This is a genomic window from Pseudomonas sp. D3-10 (assembly GCF_051132175.1).
In the GTDB taxonomy this organism is placed as follows: Bacteria; Pseudomonadota; Gammaproteobacteria; order Pseudomonadales; family Pseudomonadaceae; genus Aquipseudomonas.
Window position 1 is genome coordinate 3,875,218 of the sequence record NZ_CP071668.1, and the last position, 22,188, is coordinate 3,897,405.

Consider the following 22,188-nt stretch of genomic DNA (forward strand, 5'->3'; position numbering starts at 1 on the left):
AACACCGGCAAATAATTAGTCGGCGACCTTGTCCTCACGCGGGTGGCAGAACTGCAGGCCATCACGCGCCGCGACAACGGGTCGCAGCTATCGGGCTGGACTTCCTTTCATCAATAATTCTTCTTCTCAATTGACAATAATTATCATTACGCCTAATTTGGCCGTCGATGTGTAGGACATGTCCGCCGGACCGGTCGTCCTGCTAACTATTTGCAGCAAGGTGAATTCCATGACGGAACAAGTATCCACAAGCAGGTGCGACTCACCGCTACTCCAGGCATTCGTCGATAACCGAACCATCCTGGTCAAGATCGCAGCGCGTATCACGGGCTGCCGGTCCCGGGCCGAAGATGTGGTCCAGGATGCGTTTTTCCGGTTGCAGTCGGCGCCCCAGATCACCTCGTCCTTCAAGGCCCAGCTCAGTTATCTGTTCCAGATCGTGCGCAACCTGGCCATCGATCATTACCGCAAGCAAGCGCTGGAACAGAAATACTCGGGGCCGGAAGAGGAAGGGCTGAACGTGGTGATCCAGGGTGCTTCGCCGGAAACGTCTCACATCAACTTCTCCACGCTCGAGCACATTGCCGAGGCCCTGACCGAGTTGCCGAGCCGCACCCGCTATGCCTTCGAGATGTATCGCCTGCACGGCGTGCCGCAGAAAGACATCGCCAAGGAGCTGGGGGTCTCACCGACGTTGGTGAACTTCATGATCCGCGATGCCCTGGTGCATTGCCGCAAGGTGTCCGGGGTGCGTGGAGATACCTTCGCTCGGCGGTGATTCCGCGGTGGGCTGACCGAGCAACTCACTCCCACGCAAGCGTCGTCGCAGTGCAGGAGCGAGCTTGCTCGCGATGGGGCCTTGAGAAACGCGGTGAGATTTACATCAACGAACACCGGTCAAAAAACCGCTCGCGCCCCAGGATCATCAGCGCCGCTCGCTTGTGCGGAAAGTCGAATTCCTTTTCGCAGTGGAAACACTGGTTGTGCAGATGCCCGATCATGCGGGCGTTGTCGGCCCGGGGCTCGGCCACCACGCGCTGGGTGCGCGGATCGTCCAGAAACAGATAGTGCACCAATGCCGACAGCCAGCTGGCGACCTTATGCGGGCCACGGTGTTGTTCCTCGCCCACCAGCATGTGAATGCCACGGTCATAATCGTTGGCCTGGTAGAACGGCGCGATTCGATCCTCCTTGGCCCAGTAGGCCTCGAAATAGGCGAATGGCTCGTCGTTGAAACAGCCGATCAGCGTCAAGACCCGAGGGTCGTGCTGCAAGTTGCCCAAGTACTCCCGGTGCTGCTCCAGGCTACCCTCCCCCTGCCAGAAGCTGGCGACCCGAGGGCTGTTCTGCCAACGATTGAAACGCGTCAGGTCCTGCTCGATTTCAAGGGTTCGCAAGGACACCCAGGCACCCAGCCGCGCGTCGAAACGCCGATACACCTCGCCCCGAGGCTTGATGGGCCGGCGAGGATGACGCTTGCCATCGGTGATGATCATCTGTTGCGGATAACTGCCACTGAACGACTCCCCCAGCCAGGGCTGCGGTAGTTGCCAGAACAGCGTACGTTCGCATGCGTATTCGTTGGGTTGCGCGGTGCCCACCAGCAGGCCGCTGAGCAACGCTTCACCAGGACGCTCGTCAAGATGCCAGATCAGGCACTGGCAGCCCGGATCCCGGGTAAACAGCCAATAGCAGGCCGCCCAAAGCGCCGGCCCCACCGGGCGCCCGTTGGTTTCCTGCAAATGCACGTGCAAGGGCGCGCCCCGTTCCAGGCGCAGCCGGATCAGCGGCGCGCCTTCGAGCATCAGGCTCAGGTGACGTTCGGTTTCATCGGCGCCCAGGCAGCGACCGCCGGGCAAGGGCAGCGTCGCTGCAGGATTGAGGTCAGGCATTGAAGGCTCACGTATTCGTCGGTAATCAACGTGTGACGTGAGCCGGAAGGGGAAATTTAGTGTCGCCTCAGTGGCGAGGGGTCGACACGAGCTCGATCTGGTAGGGCTTGAAAATCTCCAACAGCTGCCCGCTGTCTCTCAACTTGCCCAGCAATTGCCCAAACGCCTCCCCGGAGATCGGCGCCTGGGGTCGCAGCAGCGCGAAATGGTGATAAATCTGGTCGATACGCTCGGACACGAGCAGTTGCGGAGCGACTTGAGGATTGCGCAGCAGATAGTCGCTGAGGTACGAACGGGTCACCAGCGCAACGTCCGCGCGCCCACGCAAGACCATTTGCAGATTGCTGTCATGGGAATACGTCAGCGTGGCGTTGAACTGGCCGATCAGGAACTTGGGATCGGCATTGAACTCGGCAAAAGCGTAGTGATAACCGCTGAACAGAGCCAGCCGCTTGGCCCGCAGGTCCGCGAAATAGCTCTGCTGGCGGTCAGGCAAACGCTGGGTCACGAAGATCTCCGCATCCTCCAGGCCCATGTCCACCGTGGTATGCGGCACATCCTGCCAACCCCAGTCAGGGTTTTCGAAGATGGCCATGTCGATCCGGCCTTGCTTGAAATCATTGAAGCGCCGCGGGATCGAGGTAGGGACGAGCACAAACTGGTAATCGGCCTGGGCGCGATTCAACGCCTCGACCAGTTCCGGTAGCAGGCCGGTGTCCGCACCTTTTTCGGGTCGAACGGTATAGGGCGGAAAATGTGCCGCACCGATCCGGACCAGCTGCGCCGCCTCGACGGGCAACATCCATAACAAGGCCAGAGCAGCCAGAACGCGCGAGGTCACCCCCATCGGCGAAAACGTCAAGATAACCACTCCCTCAGAAGTCCGTTCAATTTGTTCACGCTAGGCGGTTTCAGGCGCTTGGCCAGCCGCTGGTTTATCGTTTTCTTGCAATACCAGAATCAGCGCCTGGTCAGCCAATTGATCAAGGCTCAGGCTACCTCCGGCGCGAAACCAGGTGGAGGTCCAGGACAATGCACCTGTCAGGAAACGTCGGGTAACGAATACGTCCCCGCGAATATACCCGGCCTCCTTGGCCTCTCCCAGGACTTCAAGCCACACACGTTCGTAGATATCACGCAAGGCCAGCACTTGCCGCTGCCCTTCCTCGGACAAAGAGCGCCATTCGTAGACCAGCACCGCCATCGCCTCGCCGTTTTCCCCCGTGATCGATTGCAATTCACAGCGGATCAACGCCAGCACCCGCTCGCGAATGCTGCCGCCCTCTGCCAGGGCTGCCCGCATCATCGCGGTGTTGTAGCGGACGGTCTCTTCCATCACCGCCCACAGAATTTCGTCCTTGCTTTTGAAATGATGAAAAATACTGCCCGACTGAATGCCCACGGCGCTGGCCAGATCCCGCACCGTGGTGCGCTCGAAGCCTTTGTTGCGGAACAGGTGGGCGGCGGTCTGGAGCAGTTTGCCGCGAGCGCTGTCCGGATCGGTCAGTTGCCCGGCGTCGACCAGCTCACGCATCACGTCCAAGGCTTTTTGCTCGTTCACCTACTTTGCTCCTCAGTCGAACGATCAATGCGCGGCCACTCTCAGAATCGCAGTGACACGGCAATTTAAGCTGGCCGGGGCAACCAAGCAAGCGCTCGGGCGCAAGAACCTGCGCTCGGTCCCTCGTGTCGGCGCCTCAAGATAGGGCTAGGCGCAAGCGCCGGGTTTGACTACGCTCAAACCCATCAGCACGTCGATACCGGGAACTCTGCAATGCCTCACTGGCTGGTGATTGATCTGGAGGCCACCACCGATGAAGGTGGCTGGCCGGTAACCGAAATGGAAATTATCGAAATCGGCGCGACCCTGGTGAATCGAGACGGCCGGGAAATCGATCATTTCCAGCGGTTCGTACGGCCGCTGAGGCGACCGCTGCTCACCCCTTTCTGTCGCTCGCTGACCCACATCAGCCAGGCCAACATCGACAGTGCCGGACCTCTGACCGAGGTCTGGCCGGCGTTCGAACATTGGCTGGCGCCCTACCACCCCAACCTGGAAGGCTGGGTCAGTTGGGGCGACTACGATCGCAAGCAGCTTCTTCAGGAATGGCAGCAACAGCGATTGCACAGCCTCCTCGGCCAAGTGCCGCACATGAACCTCAAGCAACGTTTTGCCAAGGCCCGCCGGTTGGAACGACCGTTGGGGCTCAATAGCGCGCTGCAACTGGCCGGGCTGCAATTTTGCGGACAACAGCACCGCGCGCTCGAGGACGCCCGCAATACAGCGCGACTATTGCCTCTGGTGCTGACGGGCTGACCCGGCGTAGCAGATGACGGCCCGTGTGGCCTTGTGCATACTGGCCGGCCTTTTTCAGCCCTTTCTCGAGGAATCGCCCATGTTCAAAGTCAACGAGTACTTCGACGGCACCGTCAAGTCGATCGCGTTCGGCACTGCCGAAGGCCCCGCGACCATCGGCGTCATGGCACCGGGCGAATACGAATTCGGCACCGCCCAGCGGGAAATCATGCACGTCGTTTCCGGCGCCCTGACCGTGAAACTGCCTGACAGCACCGACTGGGAAACCTTCGCGGCCGGCAGCCAGTTCAACGTCCCGGCCAACAGCAAGTTCCAGCTCAAGGTCGCCGTCGACACGGCTTACCTGTGCGAATATCGCGGCTGAGTCGGACCGTAGCGAGGGCGCTTGCCCCCACGGCAAAAGCGATTGCGTGTTAAATGAAATGCCCGTGTCCAATGACACGGGCATTTTTTATTCCAGCACTTCGACCGGCATGCCCACTTCCAGGCTGCCATTACCGTCATTGACCAGGTTCTGCCCGAACATCGCACCGTCCGGGGTCGAACGGTACTGCAGCAACGTCGCGAAAGGCTCGCGCTGCGGATCGCGCTCACCGGTCTGCGGATCGATCGTGGTCATGATGCAGCGCGAGCACGGCTTGACCACGCGCAACTCAATATCGCCGATACGGATACGCTTCCAACCATCTTCGGCGAACGCCTCGCTGCCCTCGACCACCAGGTTCGGACGGAAACGCAGCATTTCCAGCGGGCGACCTACCCTGCCAGACAGGTCCTGCAATGAGGCCTGGCCGATCAACAGCAAGGGAAAACCGTCGGCGAAGGCCACCTTGTCATCGTCCTTGCCATACCCGGCGGCTGTGGTGCGGGCCAACTCCACTGGCACATGCACGAGCCGGGTAGGATTGCCGATGAACGCGCTGACCCAGGCAGCCGCCTCGTCGCCCGCATCCGGCACGCGCAACGTGTCGCGCCAGATGATCACGCCGCGCCGCTGTTCTTCGTGGGCAGGCGGCAACGGCACTTCGATGACGCCATGGCCCGGCGCACTGAGCGTAAGGCCACCCGCCTCGTTCCACAGCGCCGAAAGCTGGCTCATTTTCGCCACTGCTCGCTGGGTCAGGAACCGTCCGCTGGCCTCATCCACCAGCATCCAGCGACGATCACCGTCGAGCCCGAGCTTGTCCAGGCCAATCCCTTGGACCTGCTGCCCCTTGCCGGACTTCAACGGATAACGGTAAAGCGCACTCAGCCGCAACATGATCGACGTTCCTGGTGGCGAAAAAACGCAACCTTATACGAGCCGGTCGATGAAACAAACCCGGATTGGCTTCAGTCGAGCATCAACCGTTGGCGTACTACATCAACGAGCTTGTCCGGCTGGAATTTGGAGAGGAAATTGTCACAGCCGACCTTCTTGACCATCGAGTCGTTGAAGCTACCGGACAGCGAGGTGTGCAGCACCACATAGAGCCCACGCAGCCGCGGGTCGTTACGGATTTCGGTGGTCAGGCGATAGCCGTCCATCTCTGGCATTTCCGCGTCGGTGAAGATCATCAGCAGCTTGTCAGTCATCACCTCGCCGGAATCAGCCCAGGCCTTGAGCATGTTCAACGCCTTCAAGCCGTCGCTGGCGATGTGCATCTTCACGCCCAACTGGCCCAAGGTATCGCGCAACTGGGAGAGCGCTACGTTGGAATCGTCCACCAGCAAGACTTCGCGACCACGGGCGCGCTCCAGCACCGGGTCTTCGAGTTTGTCTCGGGAAACCTTGGCGTTGTAGGGGACGATCTCCGCCAGGACCTTCTCCACGTCGATGATTTCCACCAACTGATCGTCCACCTTGCTGATGGCCGTCAGGTAATGCTCGCGGCCGGCGCTGGTCGGCGGTGGCAGGATGGCTTCCCAGTTCATGTTGACGATGCGGTCCACGCCCCCCACCAGGAACGCCTGGACCGAGCGGTTGTACTCGGTGACGATGATGGTGCTGTTCGGCCCGGGCACGAGCGGACGCATGCCGATGGCCTGGGACAGATCAATGACTGGCAACGTCTGGCCCCGCAGGTTGACCACGCCGCAGACGAAAGGATGGCGCTGGGGCATCAAGGTCAGCTTCGGCAGTTGCAACACTTCCTGGACCTTGAACACGTTAATGGCAAACAATTGCCGCCCTGCCAGGCGAAACATGAGAATTTCCAGGCGATTCTCACCCACCAGTTGGGTTCGCTGATCTACTGTGTCGAGAATGCCGGCCATCGATGACTCCTGGGCTTGTTCGGATGAATCTTGTAAAGGCTTATCGGCTGCCGGGGCCGGATCTTGACCCCGACACGAAATACTCCCTTCGGGGATTGATGTCACATTAACATCATGCTTTACTGGCGTTCCGTTTTTCATCCGTTATTTTTTCGCTGCGCGACTCCGGTATGCGCACGAAGTTCCCCTGCCTAAGGGATTCCCCTAGGCACAATCAGGTCCAACCTGATATTCGCGCTATCCAATAGCCATTAATGTGACGCCATTCTCATTGCTGAACGGAGTCAGGCTTTTGTGCGCCATCGCAGGACACCGAACCTCAAGCCTTTCGGCCGATCCCGCCCGTGCAATCGTTTGCGAACAGCAGCCCTTTGCCGGATCGCATGGGCGCGCCGGGCGTATTGGTTCGTTGTCGGCCATGAGATCCAACCGTTCGCCACGCGCGATTTACTTTTCGCCTGACATGATGTTGTGGAGATAAGCATGCCGAACGATCGCAAGAATTGGAGCCAGCGCCTTCCTGAGTTCCTGGTCGAAGCCGAGACCCTCTTGGCCAAGTCAGAGGAATGCCTGAGCCACCTGCAATTGATCAGCAACGATAAAGACGCCATTGATTGCATGCTCAGCACGCTGCTGAAGCTGGCAAACAAGGCCGATGCGCTGGCGCTGGAGGCCGTTTCGGAGTTTTCACTGCATATCCACGGCTTGCTCAGCCATGCGCAGGACATGGAACTGCATGAGCAGGCCCTGGTCGCGCTCAAGGATTGTTTCACGCTCATGGCCTGGCAGCTGGAGCTGGTCGACCACACCACCGGAAAACTGGGCCTGGACAACAGCGAACAGACGTCGCTGATCGAAGCCTTCGCCTTCCAGGTGGGTCAGAGCCCTTGTCAGGCGTTACAACCACCGCGCCCGCTGGCATTGGTGCCCTACGCCCAGAAACAAGCATGAAGCTGCCTCTCGCTGCCTGGTGCCATGTGCCCGGCGCACGGAGCTTTCGGGCCGCCAAGCCGAGCGCGACCAACGATATTTGAAGTGGTACTATGTCTCGCGTCGTTCGCTTCAACCAGCCGCCGCCAACTGAAGCAATCCCCGACCTGAAACGTTTACCCGACCCGGCCCGTCAGATGCGCTGACCGGCTTGCCCGCAGCGAACACCCATTGGCTCCATCCGCTATGTACGCCAGCTTCAAGTCATTCATTTCCTGGCCACCTTCCCGAGAAAACGCCCGCCGGTTCACGCTGTTGCTGTGCATCTGCTCGACCCTCGGTTGTCTGTTGGCTTACCTGTCGGCCCTCACGGTGCCGTTGAGCTTGCTGGTACTGAATGTCGCAGCCCTTGCCTGTGTCTGGATCCAGTATCGGTTGTCACGAAAATCCATCAAATTCCAGCCGCAGGAACTCGCTGACCGGCTGCTTGAGGTCCAGGAAAACGAGCGCCATCGCCTCAGTCGCGAACTGCACGACGACATTGGCCAATTGCTGACAGCGGCAAAACTGCAGAGCGAATGGCTCAAGCGTCGCATGCCGCAAGAGCTGCAAGGCCAATGCTCCGTGCTCAGCGAGACGCTGGAAGAAACGTTGAACAAGGTGCGCGACGTGTCGGCGATCCTCAATCCAAGGCAACTGACCAGCCTGGGACTCGAAGCCAGCCTGCGCGCGCATCTGCTCAAGACCCTGGCTAATACCCCCGTAAACTGGAGCCTGGATTGCCAGCAACGCATGACGGGTATCCCGGAAGAAATGACAGTGGCGGCTTTTCGGATCACACAGGAAGCGGTCACCAACATCCTGCGCCACGCCCAGGCAAAAAACCTGCTGGTACGCCTGCAACGACTGCCCGAAGGGCTGACGCTGCTCATCAGCGACGACGGCCGGGGCTTTGTCCCCGCCATCCATCCCGCCCGCGAAGGGCAACGCGGCATGGCCGGCATGTCGGAACGGGTCGAACAACTGGGCGGCGCCCTGAAGGTAACCAGCGAGGCCGGCAAAGGCACGCATATCGAAGCTCGCTTTCCCTGGGCGCCTCGCACCCTGGAACGGGCCAGCAAGAATAAGGTTCTCCATTGACTTGTAATTTGCTTCTGGTAGATGACCATTCGCTGATCAGGGCCGGTGTGCGCGCCCTGGTCCTCGACCTGCCTGGCTACGCCGTGGTCGGCGAAGCCAATGACGGCGCCCAACTGTTGGAGCTGGTAGAACGACTGAACCCCGATATCGTGCTGCTGGATATTTCCATGAAAGACACCAGCGGCCTGCAAGCCTTGCAACAGCTCAAGCAGGTCCGCCCCCAGAGCAAGGTGTTGATCCTGTCCATGCACACCGACCCAGAGGTGATCATGCAGGCGCTGGAGTCCGGAGCCCATGGCTATCTGCTCAAGGACGCCACTCCCACCGAGCTGGAGCACGCCCTGGAAGCGCTGCGCAACAACGAACGCTACCTGAGCCCGGCCATCGCCCATACCGTGATCAACCAGGCACTGACCCGGGTGCAGAAACAGCCGCCCCATCCTGCCCCGACCCATAACCTGACGGCGCGTCAGCTGGAGATCCTGCGGTTGATCGTGCGTGGCAAGTCCACCCGGGAAATCGCCAACGGCTTGAGCCTGAGCATCAAGACCGTGGAAACCCACCGCGCCCAGATCATGAAACGCCTTCAGATCCATGACGTGGCGGGCCTGGTGCTGTTTGCGGTGCGCGAGCAGATCATCAGCCTGGACGATTGAGCAATCCGGGGGATCCCAATAGCGGCGAGTCCACCGGCAGATGCACCCGCAGTGCCTTGGGACGCAAGGTAAAACGCAGGTCATCGACCTGTAGTGGTTCGCCATCCAGATTGATATCCAGTCCCTGGGCTACCTTGATTTCCACCCAGGGCAAGCGTGCCCGCACGAACATGTTGTCGATACCCAGGCCACCGGCCAGCAGGTCCTTCAGCGTGCTGACCACCTCCTGCGGCGCCGGCAGGATACTGATATCAAGCAGCCCGTCATCGGCCAACGCCTCCGGACACAACATGTGCCCCCCGCCGGCCTGCCGGCCATTGCCTATCCCCAGCGCCAGCAGATCGCCGCGCCATTGGAAACCAGGCCCTTGCAGTTCGCCATAGGCTGCACTCAGCTCACCGAACCTTGAAAGGCCGGTGAACAGATAGGCGGCCCCGCCGAGAATTTTCTTCAAGTCTTCCGAGGTGTTCGCTGTTACCTGGCTACCGAAGCCGCCCGTGGCCATGTTAAGGAAAATCCGCCCGCCGACCTCACCCAGATCGACCGCCCGAGGCTCAACCTCCAGCAAGTCCAGGGCCCGCTCCGGCTCCAGCGGGACACCGGCGGCCCGGGAAAAATCGTTGGCCGTGCCCAGCGGCAGCAATACCAGGCTGGCATCGCCAGAGTGCTGGGCAATGGCCTCGGCAATATCGCGCAAGGTCCCGTCGCCGCCACCGGCAATCAACTGGGTATAACCGGCCGCCAGTGCTTCCTCCACACATCGCCGGGCATCACCAGCTTCCCAAGTCAACCGGACCGCGAGGTCCCAACCCTGTTTGCGCTTGAGCATCACTGCGGCGCGAACCTCTTCGTTGAGCGCTTGCTTGCCATGCAGGATCAATAGCGCCTTGCCTTTGCTCATTGTTGTCTCCGTCATTGGAAAGAAGGTTCAGGAAATGGGACCGCTCATTCACTGGAAAAAGCCCAGCCTCCTTCAATTTATATGAAAAAGCATGGCGTTCGGGCCGATGCCACGAAGGTGGGGACAGCCTTCCCATGGCTTTTTCTTATTCAAAGAATTTTCTTACAAGACGTGGCGAATCAGCTCAATTGACCCCCTGGGCATATTGAGACACCTTGGCATTCTGTTGCGTTTAACCGGCAAACGATCATTTAGACAAGGATGTGTCACCCATGGATGGATATGTCACGGCCCGTAGAGGCCCGCTGAATCGCTCGATTAATCATGGCCACAGGGAAGGAACGTCCTATGCGCAGCCATGAATGCAAGGTGTCGCCCCGCCACTTCGTATCCTTCGGGAGCGAGCGGGCCGACGCCAAAAACGAAGGCAAAAGTTGCAGTAATCCCGCTGGAGGAATTGATATGGAACCGCGCGTCGTTGAACTGGAAACCCACCTCAAGTACATCCGCAGGGACATGGATGAAATCCGTACCGACGTCAAGGCGGTTCGCCACCGACTTGCCTATCTGGCAGGCGCGGCGGCGGTGGTGGTCGGCCTGCTGGGGTGGGTCGCGAACAGCCGTTTCGATCAACTGGTGATGCTACTGTCGCGATGAAGGCAAAACCGCAACGGCCCGAGCCCAGCTCAGGCCGTCACCAATGAATGCGATGCAGGACTAACCCAGCACCTCGCTCAAAGGAATGAAGCCCACTTCATCGCCTTCGACCAACGTCCGCTCTTCGAGGACCTCGACCAGTCCGTCGGCCCAAGCTGCGCTGCGCAGGACTCCCGAACTCTGGTTGCGATAGATGATTGCTCGACCATTTTCGATGCGGCCTCGCAAGTATTCGCGCCGGCTGCCAGCCTTCGGCCAGGCGAAACCGGCCGGCACCTTGAACTTGAGGGGGGCCACTGACTGAACGCCCTGGCGTCGCAACAGATAAGGCCGAGCCAACAACGCGAAGGTCACCAGCGTCGAAGCAGGGTTCCCGGGCAGGCCTATGACCGGCACGTCGCGAAAATGCCCAAATGTCAGGGGTTTTCCCGGCTTGATGGCAAGTTTCCACAGCGTCAGCTCGCCTTCCTCACGAAGGGCGACGCCCAGGAAGTCAGCCTCCCCCACCGATACACCGCCAGTCGACAGGATCAGGTCGACATCCGACAGTTGGGCCAGGCATTTGCGGGTAGTGGGCAGGTCATCGGGCAGGATACCTGCATCGATAACCTCGCATCCCAGGCGTTGCAGCCAACCACAGAGCAACACGCGATTGCTGTTGTAGATCTGGCCCGGCCCAAGGGGCTGGCCAGGCTCCACCAATTCATCGCCCGTGGACAGGACCGCAACGCGCACCCTGCGCACGACTTCCAACGATGCACATCCCAGGGAGGCCGCCAGCCCAAGCTCAATCGGGCCCAGGCGGGTGCCGGCACAAAGCACCCGTTCGCCGACGGTCGTTTCCTGCCCTTGAGGGCGGATATTCTGCCCGATCGCCAGGGGCTGGATGAACCGCACCCGCTGGTCATCCTCAAGCTCGACGTTTTCCTGCATCTCGACGCAATCGGCGCCGACCGGAATCGGCGCGCCGGTGAAGATCCGCGCGCAGGTTCCCGGGACCAGGGGCTCCGGAGCCTGCCCGGCGAAAATCCGCTGGCTGACTACCAGTGGCTCGCCGCGCCAATCGGCCAGGCGTAACGCATAGCCGTCCATGGCACTGTTGGGCCAAGGCGGCAGGTCGAGCGTCGCCACCAGATCTTCGGCGAGGATCCGCCCCTGCGCTTGCGCCAGTGAAACCCGCTCACGCTCGACGATTGGCGAAGCCGCCGCGCTCTGGAGCAAGCGCTCCAGCGCGGCTTCGACGGCCATCAAGGCACCGGTCTTGCCCGGTTTACCCACGGGATTCACAAGGGGCCGCCTGTTTCAAATGGGCTACGAAGTTACACGGCCGGTGCCGCGCATCCAGTTGCTCGGCCAGTATGCCGTCCCATCCGGTGCGCACCGCATTGGTGGAGCCCGGCAAGCAGCACACCAGCGTTCCGTTGGCCAGCCCGGCCAGTGCCCGGGATTGAACGGTGGAGGTGCCAATGTCCGCCACGGATATCTGCCGGAACAACTCACCGAAACCGTCGACCTGCTTGTCCAACAGACACGCAACGGCCTCTGGAGTACTGTCGCGGCCGGTAAAGCCGGTCCCCCCGGTGATCAGCACCACCTGCACCACCTCGTCGGCAATCCAAGCGGCGACTTGCGCGCGGATCTTGTACAGATCATCTTTGAGCAGCACCCGGGCCGCGAGATTGTGCCCGGCTTCCGAGAGCCGGTCGACGAAGACCTGGCCCGACGTGTCGGTTTCCAGGGTACGGGTATCGCTGACAGTCAGCACCGCGATATTGAGCGGTACGAAAGGTACATCAGCCTTGGGTTTCATAGGCTCGTCCAGTTGTAGGGGAAACAGCCTGGTGTTATATCACAGCGCCCGATTTTTTCGCCCGTGTGGAGACACCTCATGACCTTGAACAATCCCCTGCCGCCCTGCTCCATCCTGCTCCTGGCGGGCGGACGCGGGCGACGGATGGGCGGACAGGATAAAGGACTGCTGGAGTGGCAAGGCAGCCCATTGATTGCTCATCTGCATCGGCAGACCCGGGCCATGAGCGATGACTTGATCATTTCCTGCAACCGCAACCGGGAGCGTTACGCCGCGTACGCCGATCAGTTGGTGCATGATGACGAGGGTGATTTCCCCGGCCCGCTGGCAGGCATACGGGCGGGCCTGAGGACGGCACGCCATCCGTATCTGTTGGTGTTGCCATGCGACGTGCCGCGAATCGACACCAGCCTGCTCGAAGGCATGCGGGAAACGGCAAGCCGACACCCGGACAAGCCATTGATGGTTCGTCATGGCGAACATTGGGAGCCGCTGTTGTGCGTCATCCCGCGAGCCTTGGCCAATGACTTCGAACAGGCATGGAAAGAAGGCGAACGCAGCCCCGGCCGGATCATGCGCACGTTGCACGCGGTCCCATTGCAATGCCCGGCCGACGATCCCCGGCTGGCCAATCTCAATACGCCGGAACTCCTTGCCCAGCACAAAGGCGTGTCAGATTGACACTAGCCAGGAACTTGCTCGCGATGTATACGTCTGAAGGTCAGTAACTTGAAGAAATCCTTTCGGAGAAACACCATGACTCAACGGACCCTCGCTACTTTCATGCTCGCGCTGGGCCTCGCCACTCTCGCCGGGTGCGCATCGCCAACAGTGATTACCTTGAATGACGGTCGCGAAATCCAGGCCGTCGACACGCCACATTATGATGAAGACAGCGGCTTCTACGAATTCGAACAATTGGACGGCAAGCAGACTCGCGTGAACAAGGATCAGGTTCGTACCGTTAAAGACCTGTGATCCTCAGCGTCAAAGCCAGATAAAGAAAAGCCCGCAATGGTTATTGCGGGCTTTTTTGTTGCCTGCTCGAACCGTCGGCTCGCTACCACCCCAACGAAATCCGACTTTCAAAGTCCCGTTCCTGCCCCGTAAGCGGATCGATGAAACGCACACCTCGAGCCAGCAGCTTGAGCGGATTGGCAAAGTCATCCACGGCGTCTCGCACCACGTCCGGATAGAACGGATCGTTACAGATAGGCGCGCCCAAGGCGTTCATATGGACCCGTAGCTGGTGTTTTTTCCCGGTGACCGGATACAGGCCGTAGCGCCATAGGTCCCCGTTTTTTTCAAGCACTTCCATGGCCGTTTCGGTGTTGGGCTCGCCCGCCCCCTCCTGCATGCGAAAAAAGGGTTCGCCATCGACCATCCGGCTTTTGTGTATGCGGGGAAACGTCAATCCGGGCAATGCGGGAGCGATGGCTTGGTAGAATTTTTCAATCCGTCGCGTTGGAAACAAGGCTTGATAACGCGAGCGGGTGTCCGTATTGGCTGAAAACAACACCAGCCCGGCGGTGTGCCGATCGATGCGGTGCAAAGGCACCAGTTGGGGATTGTCCAGGCGATGAATCAGCCGTCGCAACAAGGTCTGCTCAACGTACTCGCCCGCTGGGGTGACCGGCAGGAAATGTGGTTTGTCCGCCACGACCAGATGTTCATCGACATACAGAATCGACTCCATCACCGGGATCGGCTTTTCGTCCGGTACTTCCCGAAAGTAATGGACGCGCAAGCCTTCCCGGTATGGCAGGTCGGCGCGGATTGCCTTGCCCTCGGCGTCCAGCACCCGGCCTCGAGCGATGCGATCGAGCCACTGCTCGCGGCTGATCGCCCTGAAGTGATCGCACAGGCAATCCAATACCGTCTGCCAGGGGCCGGGCGGCAGGTAAAGCGTGCTGGCCTGATGCTGAGCTGCGGAAAACGATAGACCGGACATTAAAAAATTCTTCAGCCTGTTGCGGACTGGGCATTATCCGACAGTCACACGAGCCAGCCCAGCAATGATTGCCTCATGCAAGGATTGGCGCCGGCCTCGTCGCGGCCTCGGTGAATTCCTTCAGCCAGCGCAGCACCTCGACCGCCTCCCAGCGCCCCGGATCGTACAGCGCATACAGCAGCCCCTGATAACCCACCACATCCAGCTGCTTGTGGTAGCCGGCGCGCTGGAACAGCGCCTCGATCTCGGCAAAACATGTGTTGAAGTGAAGTTTATTGAAGGGCGTCTTGCCTTCGGTCACCAGCCCGTCCAGACGCAATTCCAGGACCGCCTCGCGCACAACGTCCACGGACATCCGGTTCACGCTGTTTTTCAGTTGTTCGACATTGACCAAGGGACCCACTCCAGATAACTGTATGGGCATACAGTAACCGAAGAACGTCTTTTCGCCAATCGCGACGTAGGGACCCAGCCGATGGAAGGTTCAACGTAAAAATGCAGCAACCCGGTCTGGATCGTCGAAGGGCCAGTCCAGTTCGGCGCCTGTATCAACCCTGCGCAGCACTGGAATGCGCAGCCCGTAGGCTTCGGATAAGGCCTCGCTTTCGGCGATATCCACCAACTCCACCAATAATCCATATTCGACGAAAGGCATCAGCACGCTCTCGGCGACTTCACACAGATGGCAACCCAGGGTGCCGAACAGCTGGCATTCAGGAAGCATGGCAGGTAGACCCAAAAAAGACAGTTCGCCATTCTAGGCCCACCTCACGCAACCGTCGAGCCGGCTAAAATGCCGCAGATTATGTCGGTAAAACGCTGATGCAAATCACTGTGCTGAAATGACTTTCCAGTGATGCTCAAGTTTTTTGCTGTTCTACGCTGGATCCAGCAAGCCCTGAAACGGAGTGTCTCTTGTACGCCAACCTGCTGATCATCCTTGCCTCGTCCCTGGTGGTCATCGCCCTGTTCAGGCGACTGCGCCTGCCGCCGGTACTCGGTTACCTGTGCGTGGGCCTGGCCGTCGGGCCCACTGCGCTGGACTGGGTCAACGACAGCGAAGAGCTGCCGGACCTGGCTGAGCTTGGGGTGGTTTTCCTGTTGTTTTCCTTGGGGCTGGAATTCTCGTTATCGAAAATGCTCGAGCTGCGTCGGGTGGTGTTTGGACTTGGCAGCCTCCAGGTCCTGGCTTCTGGGTTGCTATTGGGCGTGCTGCTGGCAAGCAGTGGTGTGCCGATGACGGCGGCCGTGTTGCTTGGTGCCGGGCTGGCCTTGTCGTCTACCGCCATTGTCAGCAAGGAACTGACCAGCCTGGGGGAAATCTTCACCAGCCACGGCCAGAACGCCATCGGCGTGTTGCTGTTCCAGGACGTCGTCGCCGTGTTGCTCCTGACCCTGGTGCCGGTATTTGCCGGCAGCAGCGAACACCCGTGGTATTGGGCGTTGCCGTTGACTCTGGGCAAGACCCTGGTGCTGTTTGGCGGCCTGTTGTTGGCCAGCCGACTATTGCTGCCACGGCTGTTCCATGAGGTGGCAGCCTCCCGGTCCGCCGAACTGTTCGTGCTGCTGGCCCTGGTGATCGTGTTGTTGACGGCATGGCTTACGCACCTGCTGGGTCTCTCCCCCGCCCTGGGAGCGTTCCTGGCCGGCATGCTGCTCGGAGAGAGCCACTACCGGCACCAGATCGAGGCCGATATCCGACCGTTCCGCGACATCTTGCTGGGGCTGTTCTTCGTCAGCATTGGCATGCTGATCGACCTGCAATTGTTTGTCGACGATGGCCTGTTGATCCTCGGGCTCACCCTCGCTCTGATGCTCATCAAGGGCAGCGTCGTGGCCGCCCTGGTGAAGTGGCGCGGCAGCGACGGCGAAACCGCCTGGCGCAGCGGCCTCGCCCTGGCCCAGGGCGGTGAATTCTGTTTCGCGCTGATGGCGCTGATGCAACAGAACCGACTCATGCCAGGGGATATCGGCGGCCTGCTATTGGCCGCCACCTTCTGCTCGATGCTGTTGACGCCGCTGTTGCTGCGCGCCGCACCCGGCCTGGCCGCGCGGCTGCACCGAAAACCCAACGAAGAGGCGCAACTGGACCAGATCAGCGCTCTCAATGCCGACTTGTCGAGTCACGTAATCATCTGCGGGTATGGCCGGGTAGGACAATCGATCGGGCGCTTTCTGCGCCGGGAGGGCTTGGCGTTCGTGGCCCTGGATGATGACCCGGTCATCATTCGTGAAGCGTCCGTCGGCGAACGATGCGTGCATTACGGAGACTCACGCAGAGCCGACCTGCTGGCCGCCGTAGGGCTGGGTCGCGCAAGGCTGCTGGTCATTGCAGTCGACAAGACGGACATTGCGATGACCGTGCTGAGGGAGGCCCGGCGGGTCAACCCGCAAGTGCCCATCCTCGTGCGCACCCGGGACGACAGCCAACTGGCCGAGTTGCAGGCAGCCGGAGCCACCGAGGTGGTTCCAGAACTGCTGGAATCGAGCCTGATGCTGGCCTCCCATGCGCTGATCATGCTCGGGCTGCCCGAACAGCGGGTGCGGCACCATGTGGATCAAGTCCGTCACGAGCGCTATGGCTTGCTCCATGGCTTCTATCCCGGCAATCAGGACAAGGAGCCCTAGCACAGGCTCAGTCCTGACTGACCGCTCCGATCTTGTGAATGGACAAGTCGGCCCCGTAGTACTCTTCTTCCTGAGTCAGCCGCAAGCCCAGCACCGCCTTGATCACACCGTAGACCGCGAAACCACCGACCAGGGCGATCAACACGCCGAGGGCGGTGCCGACGAACTGGCTGGCGAGGCTTACCCCGCCCAAGCCACCCAAGGCGTCCTGGCCGAAAATCCCGCAGGCGATACCGCCCCAGACGCCGCACAGCCCATGCAGGGGCCAGACGCCCAGCACATCGTCGATTTTCCACTTGCCCTGGGCCGCGGTAAAACACCAGACGAACAGACCGCCAGCAATTGCGCCGGTCGCCAGGGCACCCATCGGATGCATCAGGTCGGAGCCGGCGCAGACCGCCACCAATCCGGCCAGCGGGCCGTTGTGCAGGAAACCGGGGTCGTTGCGCCCAACGACCAGCGCCGTCACGGTCCCACCGACCATTGCCATCAACGAGTTGACCGCCACCAACCCACTCACGCCGGGCAAGGTCTGGGCGCTCATCACGTTGAAGCCGAACCAGCCGACGATGAGAATCCACGACCCCAGCGCCAGGAACGGAATGCTCGAAGGCGCGAAGGCCACCAGACGACCGTCCCGGTAACGCCCGTTTCGCGGTCCGAGCAGGAGCACCGCGGCCAGTGCCAGCCAGCCGCCCATGGCGTGCACCACCACGGAGCCGGCAAAGTCATGGAAGCTGGCGCCAAAGTGCGCTTGCAGCCAAGCCTGGAAACCGAAATTGCCATTCCAGACCAGACCTTCGAAAAACGGATAGACGAACGCCACGATCAGCACCGTGGCGCATAACTGCGGGACGAACCGGGCACGCTCGGCTATCCCGCCAGAGATAATCGCCGGGATCGCGGCGGCGAACGTCAACAAGAAGAAAAACTTCACCAAACTGTAGCCGTGGTCGGCACTGAGAACTGCCGCCGGTTGCAGGAAAGTCACGCCGTAGGAAATCCAATAACCAATGAAGAAATAGGCCAGCGTCGATACCGCGAAATCGCTGAGGATTTTCGACAGCGCGTTCACCTGATTCTTCTGCCGGACCGTTCCTACTTCCAGAAACGCGAACCCGGCATGCATGGCCAGGACCATGACCGCGCCGAGCAGGATGAACAGCGTGTTGGAGCTATGGACCAGACCGTCCACAGCACTTTGCAGATTTTCCATGGTATTGGCAGACCTGAAGAAGTTGAAAAAGCACCGTGATGGTTCATCCCAGCCGGTCATGCACCAAGTTGAGACCGAACGACCGACCATAGGTGGGCAGCCGAACCGCTTTGGTGCATGAAACGCGACAACATGACGCCCCGCTTGGAGGTGCTTCGCCGGTTTTGATTATTTGGGTTAAGGTTTTCGGGCTTTCGCCCAGCTTCAGCGCACGGGCACACCTCGGCGCACCAGCACATGGCAAAGGACGGAGCAAAAGTTGTACCAGTCAGTTTCACTGAACCTTCCGGTTGGGCTCATACTCGAACGCTTCAGACGTCACTTACGGAGATCCACCCTCATGGCCAGAACCCAGGCAAAGACTGCTCAAGAAACATTGATGGAAGATTTTCAGACGCTGGTCAAAGACACCGAACGATTGCTGGATCACACCGCCACGCTGGCAGGCGACCAGGCGGACGAACTGCGTGGCCAGATCCACGAAACACTGCTGCGCGCCCGCGAAACCCTTAAGTTGACCGAAGATTCAGTGCGTGAGCGCGGCCAGGCAGCCATGATCGCTACCGAAGAATACGTACAGGCCAATCCCTGGCAATCGGTCGGCATCGCGGCGGGCGTAGGCTTTTTGATCGGATTGTTGGCGACACGGCGCTGATCATGGGCATCGACGAATCCGGATCGCCCGAAACGGGCACTAAACCAACAGCGCGTCGCCTGGGCGCGGCATTCCTTGGATTGCTGCACAGCCACGTCGAGTTGTTCGGTATCGAACTGCAGGAACAAAAGGCTCGCACCGTCAGCCTGTTGTTATTCGCGGGGCTGGCATTGGTTTTCGGCCTGCTGTTACTGGTGGGGCTGTCGGCTCTGGTATTGATCCTGGTGTGGGATACCTATCGGTTAGCGGGCATCATCGGCCTGTGCCTGTTCTACCTGCTGGCGGCGCTGTTCTGCGGGCTTCGGCTCAAGGCAGCGATTTTTGATGAGTCCTCGCCTTTCCACGCCACTCTCGAAGAACTCGCCAACGACCGGGAGCGCCTGTTGCCATGAGTCGCCCTAATGCTCCTCAAGCCCGTACGCGGCAGGAAATGCGCAAGGCACTGGTGCGCCTGCGCATGGAGATGCATCGCCAGGAAATTCGTCAGGAAACGCGACAATTGCTGCACCCGTTGCAACGGGTACGAGGATTCACCCAGAGCTGGCACGAAGGGTTCGGCCTCAAGCACGCCTCGCTTTGGGGCGTCGCCGCGGTGAGCCTGCTCGGCTTTCTCGGTGGCAAGCGAACCCGCAGTGGCCGCTCCGGTGGTTTGTCGCGCCTGATCCGACTGGCGACCGCCGTGCTTCCGCTGATCAAACTGGCCAAGAGTGCGCGCAAGCCTTGAGGCGAATCGACGGGCTCTTCCATCGAAGAGCCCTGTTCGACCGTCGACGCAGCAACACTCGGGCACAACTGATCGGGGTCCTGAGCCCTTGCAGGACGGCGCTCGAACCGGGAAGCTAGGACTTCGACTTATCAAACGGAGCAACCGGCTTTGGATTGGCACACCCTGCTGACGCGCGAACGCCTGGGAAAACCGCTGCACAGCCCGGAAGAGCTGGGCCGCAGTCCATTCCACAAAGACCACGATCGCATTATCTTTTCCGGTGCCTTCCGCCGCCTCGGGCGCAAGACGCAGGTGCATCCGGTTTCCAGCAACGACCATATCCACACGCGCCTGACCCATTCGCTGGAAGTCAGTTGCGTCGGCCGCTCCCTGGGTATGCGCGTAGGGGAAACCATCCGCGGCGCCCTGCCCGACTGGTGTGAGCCCAGTGATCTGGGCATGGTGGTGCAGTCGGCCTGCCTGGCCCATGACATCGGCAATCCACCGTTCGGCCATTCGGGCGAGGACGCCATCCGCTACTGGTTCCAACAGGCGGCGGGACGGGGCTGGCTTGACGCAATGAGCGAGGCCGAGCGCAACGATTTTCTCAACTTCGAAGGCAATGCCCAGGGCTTCCGCGTCCTTACGCAGCTCGAATACCACCAGTTCGACGGCGGCACCCGCCTGACCTATGCGACCCTCGGCACGTACCTGAAGTATCCCTGGACGGCTCGCCACGCCGATTCCCTGGGCTACAAGAAGCACAAGTTTGGCTGCTACCAGAGCGAACTGCCGTTGCTGGAGCAAATCGCCCATAAACTCGGCCTCCCGCAAATCGAGGATGAGCGCTGGGCAAGGCATCCGCTGGTCTATCTGATGGAAGCCGCGGATGACATCTGCTATGCGCTCATCGACCTGGAGGACGGCGTCGAAATGGACCTGCTGGAGTATCCGCAGGTGGAATCGCTGCTCCTGGACCTGGTGGGTGATGATCTGCCAGAGACGTACCGTCAACTCGGGCCGCTGGATTCGCGACGGCGAAAGCTGGCGATCCTGCGAGGCAAGGCCATCGAGCACCTGACCAACGCGGCCGCACGGGCATTCGTCGAGCAGCAGGAGGCGTTGCTCGCTGGCACGCTGCAAGGCGATTTGGTGGAACACATGCACGGCCCCGCCAAGCGTTGCGTATTAAACGCCAAGGACATGGCCCGCAAGAAAATTTTCCAGGACAAACGAAAGACCCTGAACGAAATCGGCGCCTACACCACGCTGGAGATCCTGCTCAACGGTTTCTGCGGCGCAGCCCTCGAACAACACGGTGGCCGTACGCCGTCGTTCAAGAATCGCCGGATTCTCGACTTGCTGGGCAATAACGCGCCCGATCCTCAAGGTTCACTTCACAGCGCCTTCCTGCGGATGATCGACTTCATCGCCGGCATGACTGACAGCTATGCAAGCGACATGGCACAGGAGATGACCGGCCGCACGCGCCAATAGCAGGCGATTGCAGCCGGCGATCGGTAGGGAAACGCGACCTGGCGCTCGCTTTGCAGCCTGCGCCTGGAGCCTTCCGGTTGTCAGCTCGTCATTTTCTGCCGCTGGGAAATAACGGCACAGTTTCTTTTCCCCAACTATTAAAAGCGCGGTTTTATATTCAATAAAATGTAAAACATGCCCTCCTCGCTCCACTTGCCTACCTGCCCCCCCTAAATACGTCGTGGTATCCCGCTTCTTTTTTTGTAGGAAACTTCTGAAATTGATCGTGCATGCCGGTCTCCCCGCACGAGTTAGCCTTAACTGGGCTAAGGTGCGCGCTTTATAAGAGCTCTAGGGGACTTTATTCATGAACTCCGTTTTCATTGTCGACGATCATCCGGTCATCCGCCTCGCTGTCCGAATGCTGCTGGAGCATGAAGGCTATAAAGTCGTCGGAGAAACTGACAATGGCGTCGACGCGATGCAAATGGTGCGTGAATGCATGCCGGACCTGGTCATCCTCGACATCAGCATTCCGAAACTTGACGGGCTGGAAATTCTTTCGCGCTTCAACGCCATGACCACGCCCCTCAAGACGCTGGTCTTGACGGCGCAATCGCCAACGCTGTTTGGCATTCGCTGCATGCAGTCCGGGGCTTCCGGCTATGTCTGTAAACAGGAAGATCTCAGTGAACTGGTCAGCGCGATCAAAGCCGTATTATCCGGCTACAACTATTTCCCCAGCCAGGCACTTAACCCTGTTCGTCCAGATGATCCACGCAGTTTCGAGTTGGACCTGTTCAAAAGTGTCAACGACCGGGAGTTGATGGTATTGCAACTTTTTGCCCAAGGTCGGACCAACAAGGAAATAGCCAAAGGCATGTTCCTTAGCAATAAAACTGTCAGCACTTATAAAAAACGACTCATGCAAAAACTCAAGGTGAAGTCCCTCGTCGACCTTATCGAAATGGCAAAACGCAACGCACTGGTGTGAGAA

27 protein-coding genes are annotated in these 22,188 nt (G+C 60.0%); 15 read left to right on the forward strand and 12 right to left on the reverse strand.

Translation table 11 applies throughout. The features are described from left to right. The first annotated feature begins 229 nt into the window (after positions 1 to 229). Positions 230 to 778 carry an RNA polymerase factor sigma-70 gene (locus J3P90_RS17310; RefSeq protein ID WP_039589001.1) on the forward strand — a complete coding sequence of 183 codons (549 nt, stop codon included), beginning with the start codon at positions 230 to 232 and terminating at the stop codon, positions 776 to 778. A gap of 100 nt (positions 779 to 878) precedes the next feature. Here J3P90_RS17310 and J3P90_RS17315 read toward each other — a convergent pair whose 3' ends face one another. The 3 genes from J3P90_RS17315 to J3P90_RS17325 form a co-directional block, all read right to left on the reverse strand. Further along, positions 879 to 1,892: a GNAT family N-acetyltransferase gene (locus tag J3P90_RS17315; protein WP_434675112.1), complete on the reverse strand. Its 1,014-nt coding sequence runs from the start codon at positions 1,890 to 1,892 to the stop codon at positions 879 to 881. 67 nt (positions 1,893 to 1,959) lie between these two features. Beyond that, positions 1,960 to 2,754 (reverse strand): substrate-binding periplasmic protein, encoded by a 795-nt coding sequence (locus tag J3P90_RS17320; RefSeq protein WP_434675113.1) that lies wholly within the window; start codon positions 2,752 to 2,754, stop codon positions 1,960 to 1,962. 39 nt (positions 2,755 to 2,793) lie between these two features. Next, positions 2,794 to 3,453, reverse strand: coding sequence for a TetR/AcrR family transcriptional regulator (locus J3P90_RS17325; RefSeq protein WP_434610455.1), 660 nt, complete (start codon positions 3,451 to 3,453; stop codon positions 2,794 to 2,796). Positions 3,454 to 3,666: 213 nt separating this feature from the next. On the opposite strand from J3P90_RS17325, the gene J3P90_RS17330 reads away from it, so the two are divergent. Together J3P90_RS17330 and J3P90_RS17335 are read left to right on the forward strand one after the other, a co-directional pair. Then, positions 3,667 to 4,209 (forward strand): exonuclease domain-containing protein, encoded by a 543-nt coding sequence (locus tag J3P90_RS17330; protein WP_434563176.1) that lies wholly within the window; start codon positions 3,667 to 3,669, stop codon positions 4,207 to 4,209. Between the two features lie 79 nt (positions 4,210 to 4,288). Then, positions 4,289 to 4,573 (forward strand): pyrimidine/purine nucleoside phosphorylase, encoded by a 285-nt coding sequence (locus J3P90_RS17335; RefSeq protein ID WP_003183665.1) that lies wholly within the window; start codon positions 4,289 to 4,291, stop codon positions 4,571 to 4,573. Between the two features lie 87 nt (positions 4,574 to 4,660). Here the strand turns inward: J3P90_RS17335 and J3P90_RS17340 are convergent, their stop codons facing one another. Both J3P90_RS17340 and J3P90_RS17345 read right to left on the reverse strand, forming a co-directional pair. Next, positions 4,661 to 5,470, reverse strand: a complete 810-nt coding sequence (locus tag J3P90_RS17340) for an MOSC domain-containing protein (protein ID WP_434610452.1) — start codon at positions 5,468 to 5,470, stop codon at positions 4,661 to 4,663. A 71-nt stretch (positions 5,471 to 5,541) separates the two neighbouring features. Beyond that, complete coding sequence (locus J3P90_RS17345; RefSeq protein WP_039588994.1) at positions 5,542 to 6,465, reverse strand: chemotaxis protein CheV; 924 nt, start codon at positions 6,463 to 6,465, stop codon at positions 5,542 to 5,544. A 483-nt stretch (positions 6,466 to 6,948) separates the two neighbouring features. Between J3P90_RS17345 and J3P90_RS17350 the strand changes: the two genes are divergently transcribed. The 3 genes from J3P90_RS17350 to J3P90_RS17360 all read left to right on the forward strand — a co-directional run bounded on the left by J3P90_RS17350 (position 6,949) and on the right by J3P90_RS17360 (position 9,191). Then, complete coding sequence (locus J3P90_RS17350) at positions 6,949 to 7,416, forward strand: hypothetical protein (RefSeq protein ID WP_420764767.1); 468 nt, start codon at positions 6,949 to 6,951, stop codon at positions 7,414 to 7,416. A gap of 225 nt (positions 7,417 to 7,641) precedes the next feature. Continuing rightward, positions 7,642 to 8,535: a sensor histidine kinase gene (locus J3P90_RS17355; RefSeq protein ID WP_434564091.1), complete on the forward strand. Its 894-nt coding sequence runs from the start codon at positions 7,642 to 7,644 to the stop codon at positions 8,533 to 8,535. Beyond that, on the forward strand, positions 8,532 to 9,191 hold the full coding sequence (locus J3P90_RS17360) for a response regulator (protein ID WP_420764768.1): 660 nt from the start codon (positions 8,532 to 8,534) through the stop codon (positions 9,189 to 9,191). Before J3P90_RS17355 ends, J3P90_RS17360 begins: the two co-directional genes overlap by 4 nt. On the opposite strand, the gene yegS is transcribed toward J3P90_RS17360, so the two are convergent. Then, the gene (gene yegS, locus J3P90_RS17365; protein ID WP_420764769.1) at positions 9,175 to 10,092 is read right to left on the reverse strand and encodes a lipid kinase YegS; all 918 of its coding nucleotides are present in this window, start codon (positions 10,090 to 10,092) and stop codon (positions 9,175 to 9,177) included. The two genes, J3P90_RS17360 and yegS, sit on opposite strands and share 17 nt — an antisense overlap. 348 nt (positions 10,093 to 10,440) lie before the next feature. Here yegS and J3P90_RS17370 point away from each other — a divergent pair, with 348 nt between their 5' ends. Beyond that, positions 10,441 to 10,749 carry a hypothetical protein gene (locus J3P90_RS17370; RefSeq protein ID WP_434675114.1) on the forward strand — a complete coding sequence of 103 codons (309 nt, stop codon included), beginning with the start codon at positions 10,441 to 10,443 and terminating at the stop codon, positions 10,747 to 10,749. A 60-nt stretch (positions 10,750 to 10,809) separates the two neighbouring features. Here J3P90_RS17370 and J3P90_RS17375 read toward each other — a convergent pair whose 3' ends face one another. Beyond that, positions 10,810 to 11,997 (reverse strand): molybdopterin molybdotransferase MoeA, encoded by a 1,188-nt coding sequence (locus tag J3P90_RS17375; protein WP_434676588.1) that lies wholly within the window; start codon positions 11,995 to 11,997, stop codon positions 10,810 to 10,812. 22 nt (positions 11,998 to 12,019) lie between these two features. Beyond that, a complete protein-coding gene (gene moaB / locus J3P90_RS17380; protein WP_420764771.1) occupies positions 12,020 to 12,559 on the reverse strand; it encodes a molybdenum cofactor biosynthesis protein B in 540 nt (179 codons plus the stop codon). A gap of 78 nt (positions 12,560 to 12,637) precedes the next feature. On the opposite strand from moaB, the gene mobA reads away from it, so the two are divergent. Together mobA and J3P90_RS17390 are read left to right on the forward strand one after the other, a co-directional pair. Continuing rightward, a complete protein-coding gene (mobA, locus tag J3P90_RS17385; RefSeq protein WP_434675115.1) occupies positions 12,638 to 13,240 on the forward strand; it encodes a molybdenum cofactor guanylyltransferase MobA in 603 nt (200 codons plus the stop codon). A gap of 75 nt (positions 13,241 to 13,315) precedes the next feature. Beyond that, the gene (locus J3P90_RS17390; RefSeq protein ID WP_039588986.1) at positions 13,316 to 13,537 is read left to right on the forward strand and encodes a YgdI/YgdR family lipoprotein; all 222 of its coding nucleotides are present in this window, start codon (positions 13,316 to 13,318) and stop codon (positions 13,535 to 13,537) included. Positions 13,538 to 13,619: 82 nt separating this feature from the next. On the opposite strand, the gene J3P90_RS17395 is transcribed toward J3P90_RS17390, so the two are convergent. The 3 genes from J3P90_RS17395 to J3P90_RS17405 all read right to left on the reverse strand — a co-directional run bounded on the left by J3P90_RS17395 (position 13,620) and on the right by J3P90_RS17405 (position 15,234). Then, positions 13,620 to 14,510 carry a pseudouridine synthase gene (locus J3P90_RS17395; protein ID WP_434675116.1) on the reverse strand — a complete coding sequence of 297 codons (891 nt, stop codon included), beginning with the start codon at positions 14,508 to 14,510 and terminating at the stop codon, positions 13,620 to 13,622. 73 nt (positions 14,511 to 14,583) lie between these two features. Continuing rightward, complete coding sequence (locus tag J3P90_RS17400; protein ID WP_420764774.1) at positions 14,584 to 14,904, reverse strand: transcriptional regulator; 321 nt, start codon at positions 14,902 to 14,904, stop codon at positions 14,584 to 14,586. A gap of 90 nt (positions 14,905 to 14,994) precedes the next feature. Then, complete coding sequence (locus tag J3P90_RS17405; RefSeq protein WP_420764775.1) at positions 14,995 to 15,234, reverse strand: glutaredoxin family protein; 240 nt, start codon at positions 15,232 to 15,234, stop codon at positions 14,995 to 14,997. A gap of 191 nt (positions 15,235 to 15,425) precedes the next feature. Between J3P90_RS17405 and J3P90_RS17410 the strand changes: the two genes are divergently transcribed. Then, the gene (locus tag J3P90_RS17410; protein WP_434563164.1) at positions 15,426 to 17,138 is read left to right on the forward strand and encodes a cation:proton antiporter; all 1,713 of its coding nucleotides are present in this window, start codon (positions 15,426 to 15,428) and stop codon (positions 17,136 to 17,138) included. Between the two features lie 7 nt (positions 17,139 to 17,145). Here J3P90_RS17410 and J3P90_RS17415 read toward each other — a convergent pair whose 3' ends face one another. After that, the gene (locus J3P90_RS17415) at positions 17,146 to 18,354 is read right to left on the reverse strand and encodes an ammonium transporter (RefSeq protein ID WP_434675117.1); all 1,209 of its coding nucleotides are present in this window, start codon (positions 18,352 to 18,354) and stop codon (positions 17,146 to 17,148) included. Positions 18,355 to 18,694: 340 nt separating this feature from the next. On the opposite strand from J3P90_RS17415, the gene J3P90_RS17420 reads away from it, so the two are divergent. The 5 genes from J3P90_RS17420 (at position 18,695) to J3P90_RS17440 (ending at position 22,185) form a co-directional block, all read left to right on the forward strand. Next, entirely contained in the window at positions 18,695 to 19,009 is a 315-nt protein-coding gene (locus J3P90_RS17420) for a DUF883 family protein (protein WP_434610441.1), read from the forward strand. 2 nt (positions 19,010 to 19,011) lie between these two features. Then, entirely contained in the window at positions 19,012 to 19,401 is a 390-nt protein-coding gene (locus J3P90_RS17425) for a phage holin family protein (protein ID WP_434563160.1), read from the forward strand. Further along, on the forward strand, positions 19,398 to 19,733 hold the full coding sequence (locus J3P90_RS17430) for a hypothetical protein (RefSeq protein ID WP_420764780.1): 336 nt from the start codon (positions 19,398 to 19,400) through the stop codon (positions 19,731 to 19,733). The genes J3P90_RS17425 and J3P90_RS17430 overlap by 4 nt, the downstream gene beginning before the upstream one ends. A 150-nt stretch (positions 19,734 to 19,883) precedes the next feature. Further along, a complete protein-coding gene (locus J3P90_RS17435; protein ID WP_434563156.1) occupies positions 19,884 to 21,212 on the forward strand; it encodes a deoxyguanosinetriphosphate triphosphohydrolase in 1,329 nt (442 codons plus the stop codon). 346 nt (positions 21,213 to 21,558) lie between these two features. Beyond that, positions 21,559 to 22,185, forward strand: a complete 627-nt coding sequence (locus tag J3P90_RS17440; RefSeq protein WP_420764782.1) for a response regulator — start codon at positions 21,559 to 21,561, stop codon at positions 22,183 to 22,185. Positions 22,186 to 22,188: the final 3 nt, after the last annotated feature.

What these genes read in the sequence shown, in the direction of transcription:
- J3P90_RS17395 (WP_434675116.1), bottom strand. Translation starts at nt 14,510, where the DNA reads ATGTCCGGTCTATCGTTTTCCGCAGCTCAGCATCAGGCCAGCACGCTT.
- J3P90_RS17440 (WP_420764782.1), top strand. Translation starts at nt 21,559, where the DNA reads ATGAACTCCGTTTTCATTGTCGACGATCATCCGGTCATCCGCCTCGCT.
- J3P90_RS17345 (WP_039588994.1), bottom strand. Translation starts at nt 6,465, where the DNA reads ATGGCCGGCATTCTCGACACAGTAGATCAGCGAACCCAACTGGTGGGT.
- J3P90_RS17355 (WP_434564091.1), top strand. Translation starts at nt 7,642, where the DNA reads ATGTACGCCAGCTTCAAGTCATTCATTTCCTGGCCACCTTCCCGAGAA.
- J3P90_RS17415 (WP_434675117.1), bottom strand. Translation starts at nt 18,354, where the DNA reads ATGGAAAATCTGCAAAGTGCTGTGGACGGTCTGGTCCATAGCTCCAAC.
- J3P90_RS17390 (WP_039588986.1), top strand. Translation starts at nt 13,316, where the DNA reads ATGACTCAACGGACCCTCGCTACTTTCATGCTCGCGCTGGGCCTCGCC.
- moaB (WP_420764771.1), bottom strand. Translation starts at nt 12,559, where the DNA reads ATGAAACCCAAGGCTGATGTACCTTTCGTACCGCTCAATATCGCGGTG.
- yegS (WP_420764769.1), bottom strand. Translation starts at nt 10,092, where the DNA reads ATGAGCAAAGGCAAGGCGCTATTGATCCTGCATGGCAAGCAAGCGCTC.
- J3P90_RS17375 (WP_434676588.1), bottom strand. Translation starts at nt 11,997, where the DNA reads ATGGCCGTCGAAGCCGCGCTGGAGCGCTTGCTCCAGAGCGCGGCGGCT.
- mobA (WP_434675115.1), top strand. Translation starts at nt 12,638, where the DNA reads ATGACCTTGAACAATCCCCTGCCGCCCTGCTCCATCCTGCTCCTGGCG.
- J3P90_RS17330 (WP_434563176.1), top strand. Translation starts at nt 3,667, where the DNA reads ATGCCTCACTGGCTGGTGATTGATCTGGAGGCCACCACCGATGAAGGT.
- J3P90_RS17425 (WP_434563160.1), top strand. Translation starts at nt 19,012, where the DNA reads ATGGGCATCGACGAATCCGGATCGCCCGAAACGGGCACTAAACCAACA.
- J3P90_RS17405 (WP_420764775.1), bottom strand. Translation starts at nt 15,234, where the DNA reads ATGCTTCCTGAATGCCAGCTGTTCGGCACCCTGGGTTGCCATCTGTGT.
- J3P90_RS17340 (WP_434610452.1), bottom strand. Translation starts at nt 5,470, where the DNA reads ATGTTGCGGCTGAGTGCGCTTTACCGTTATCCGTTGAAGTCCGGCAAG.
- J3P90_RS17370 (WP_434675114.1), top strand. Translation starts at nt 10,441, where the DNA reads ATGCGCAGCCATGAATGCAAGGTGTCGCCCCGCCACTTCGTATCCTTC.
- J3P90_RS17430 (WP_420764780.1), top strand. Translation starts at nt 19,398, where the DNA reads ATGAGTCGCCCTAATGCTCCTCAAGCCCGTACGCGGCAGGAAATGCGC.
- J3P90_RS17315 (WP_434675112.1), bottom strand. Translation starts at nt 1,892, where the DNA reads ATGCCTGACCTCAATCCTGCAGCGACGCTGCCCTTGCCCGGCGGTCGC.
- J3P90_RS17350 (WP_420764767.1), top strand. Translation starts at nt 6,949, where the DNA reads ATGCCGAACGATCGCAAGAATTGGAGCCAGCGCCTTCCTGAGTTCCTG.
- J3P90_RS17335 (WP_003183665.1), top strand. Translation starts at nt 4,289, where the DNA reads ATGTTCAAAGTCAACGAGTACTTCGACGGCACCGTCAAGTCGATCGCG.
- J3P90_RS17310 (WP_039589001.1), top strand. Translation starts at nt 230, where the DNA reads ATGACGGAACAAGTATCCACAAGCAGGTGCGACTCACCGCTACTCCAG.
- J3P90_RS17420 (WP_434610441.1), top strand. Translation starts at nt 18,695, where the DNA reads ATGGCCAGAACCCAGGCAAAGACTGCTCAAGAAACATTGATGGAAGAT.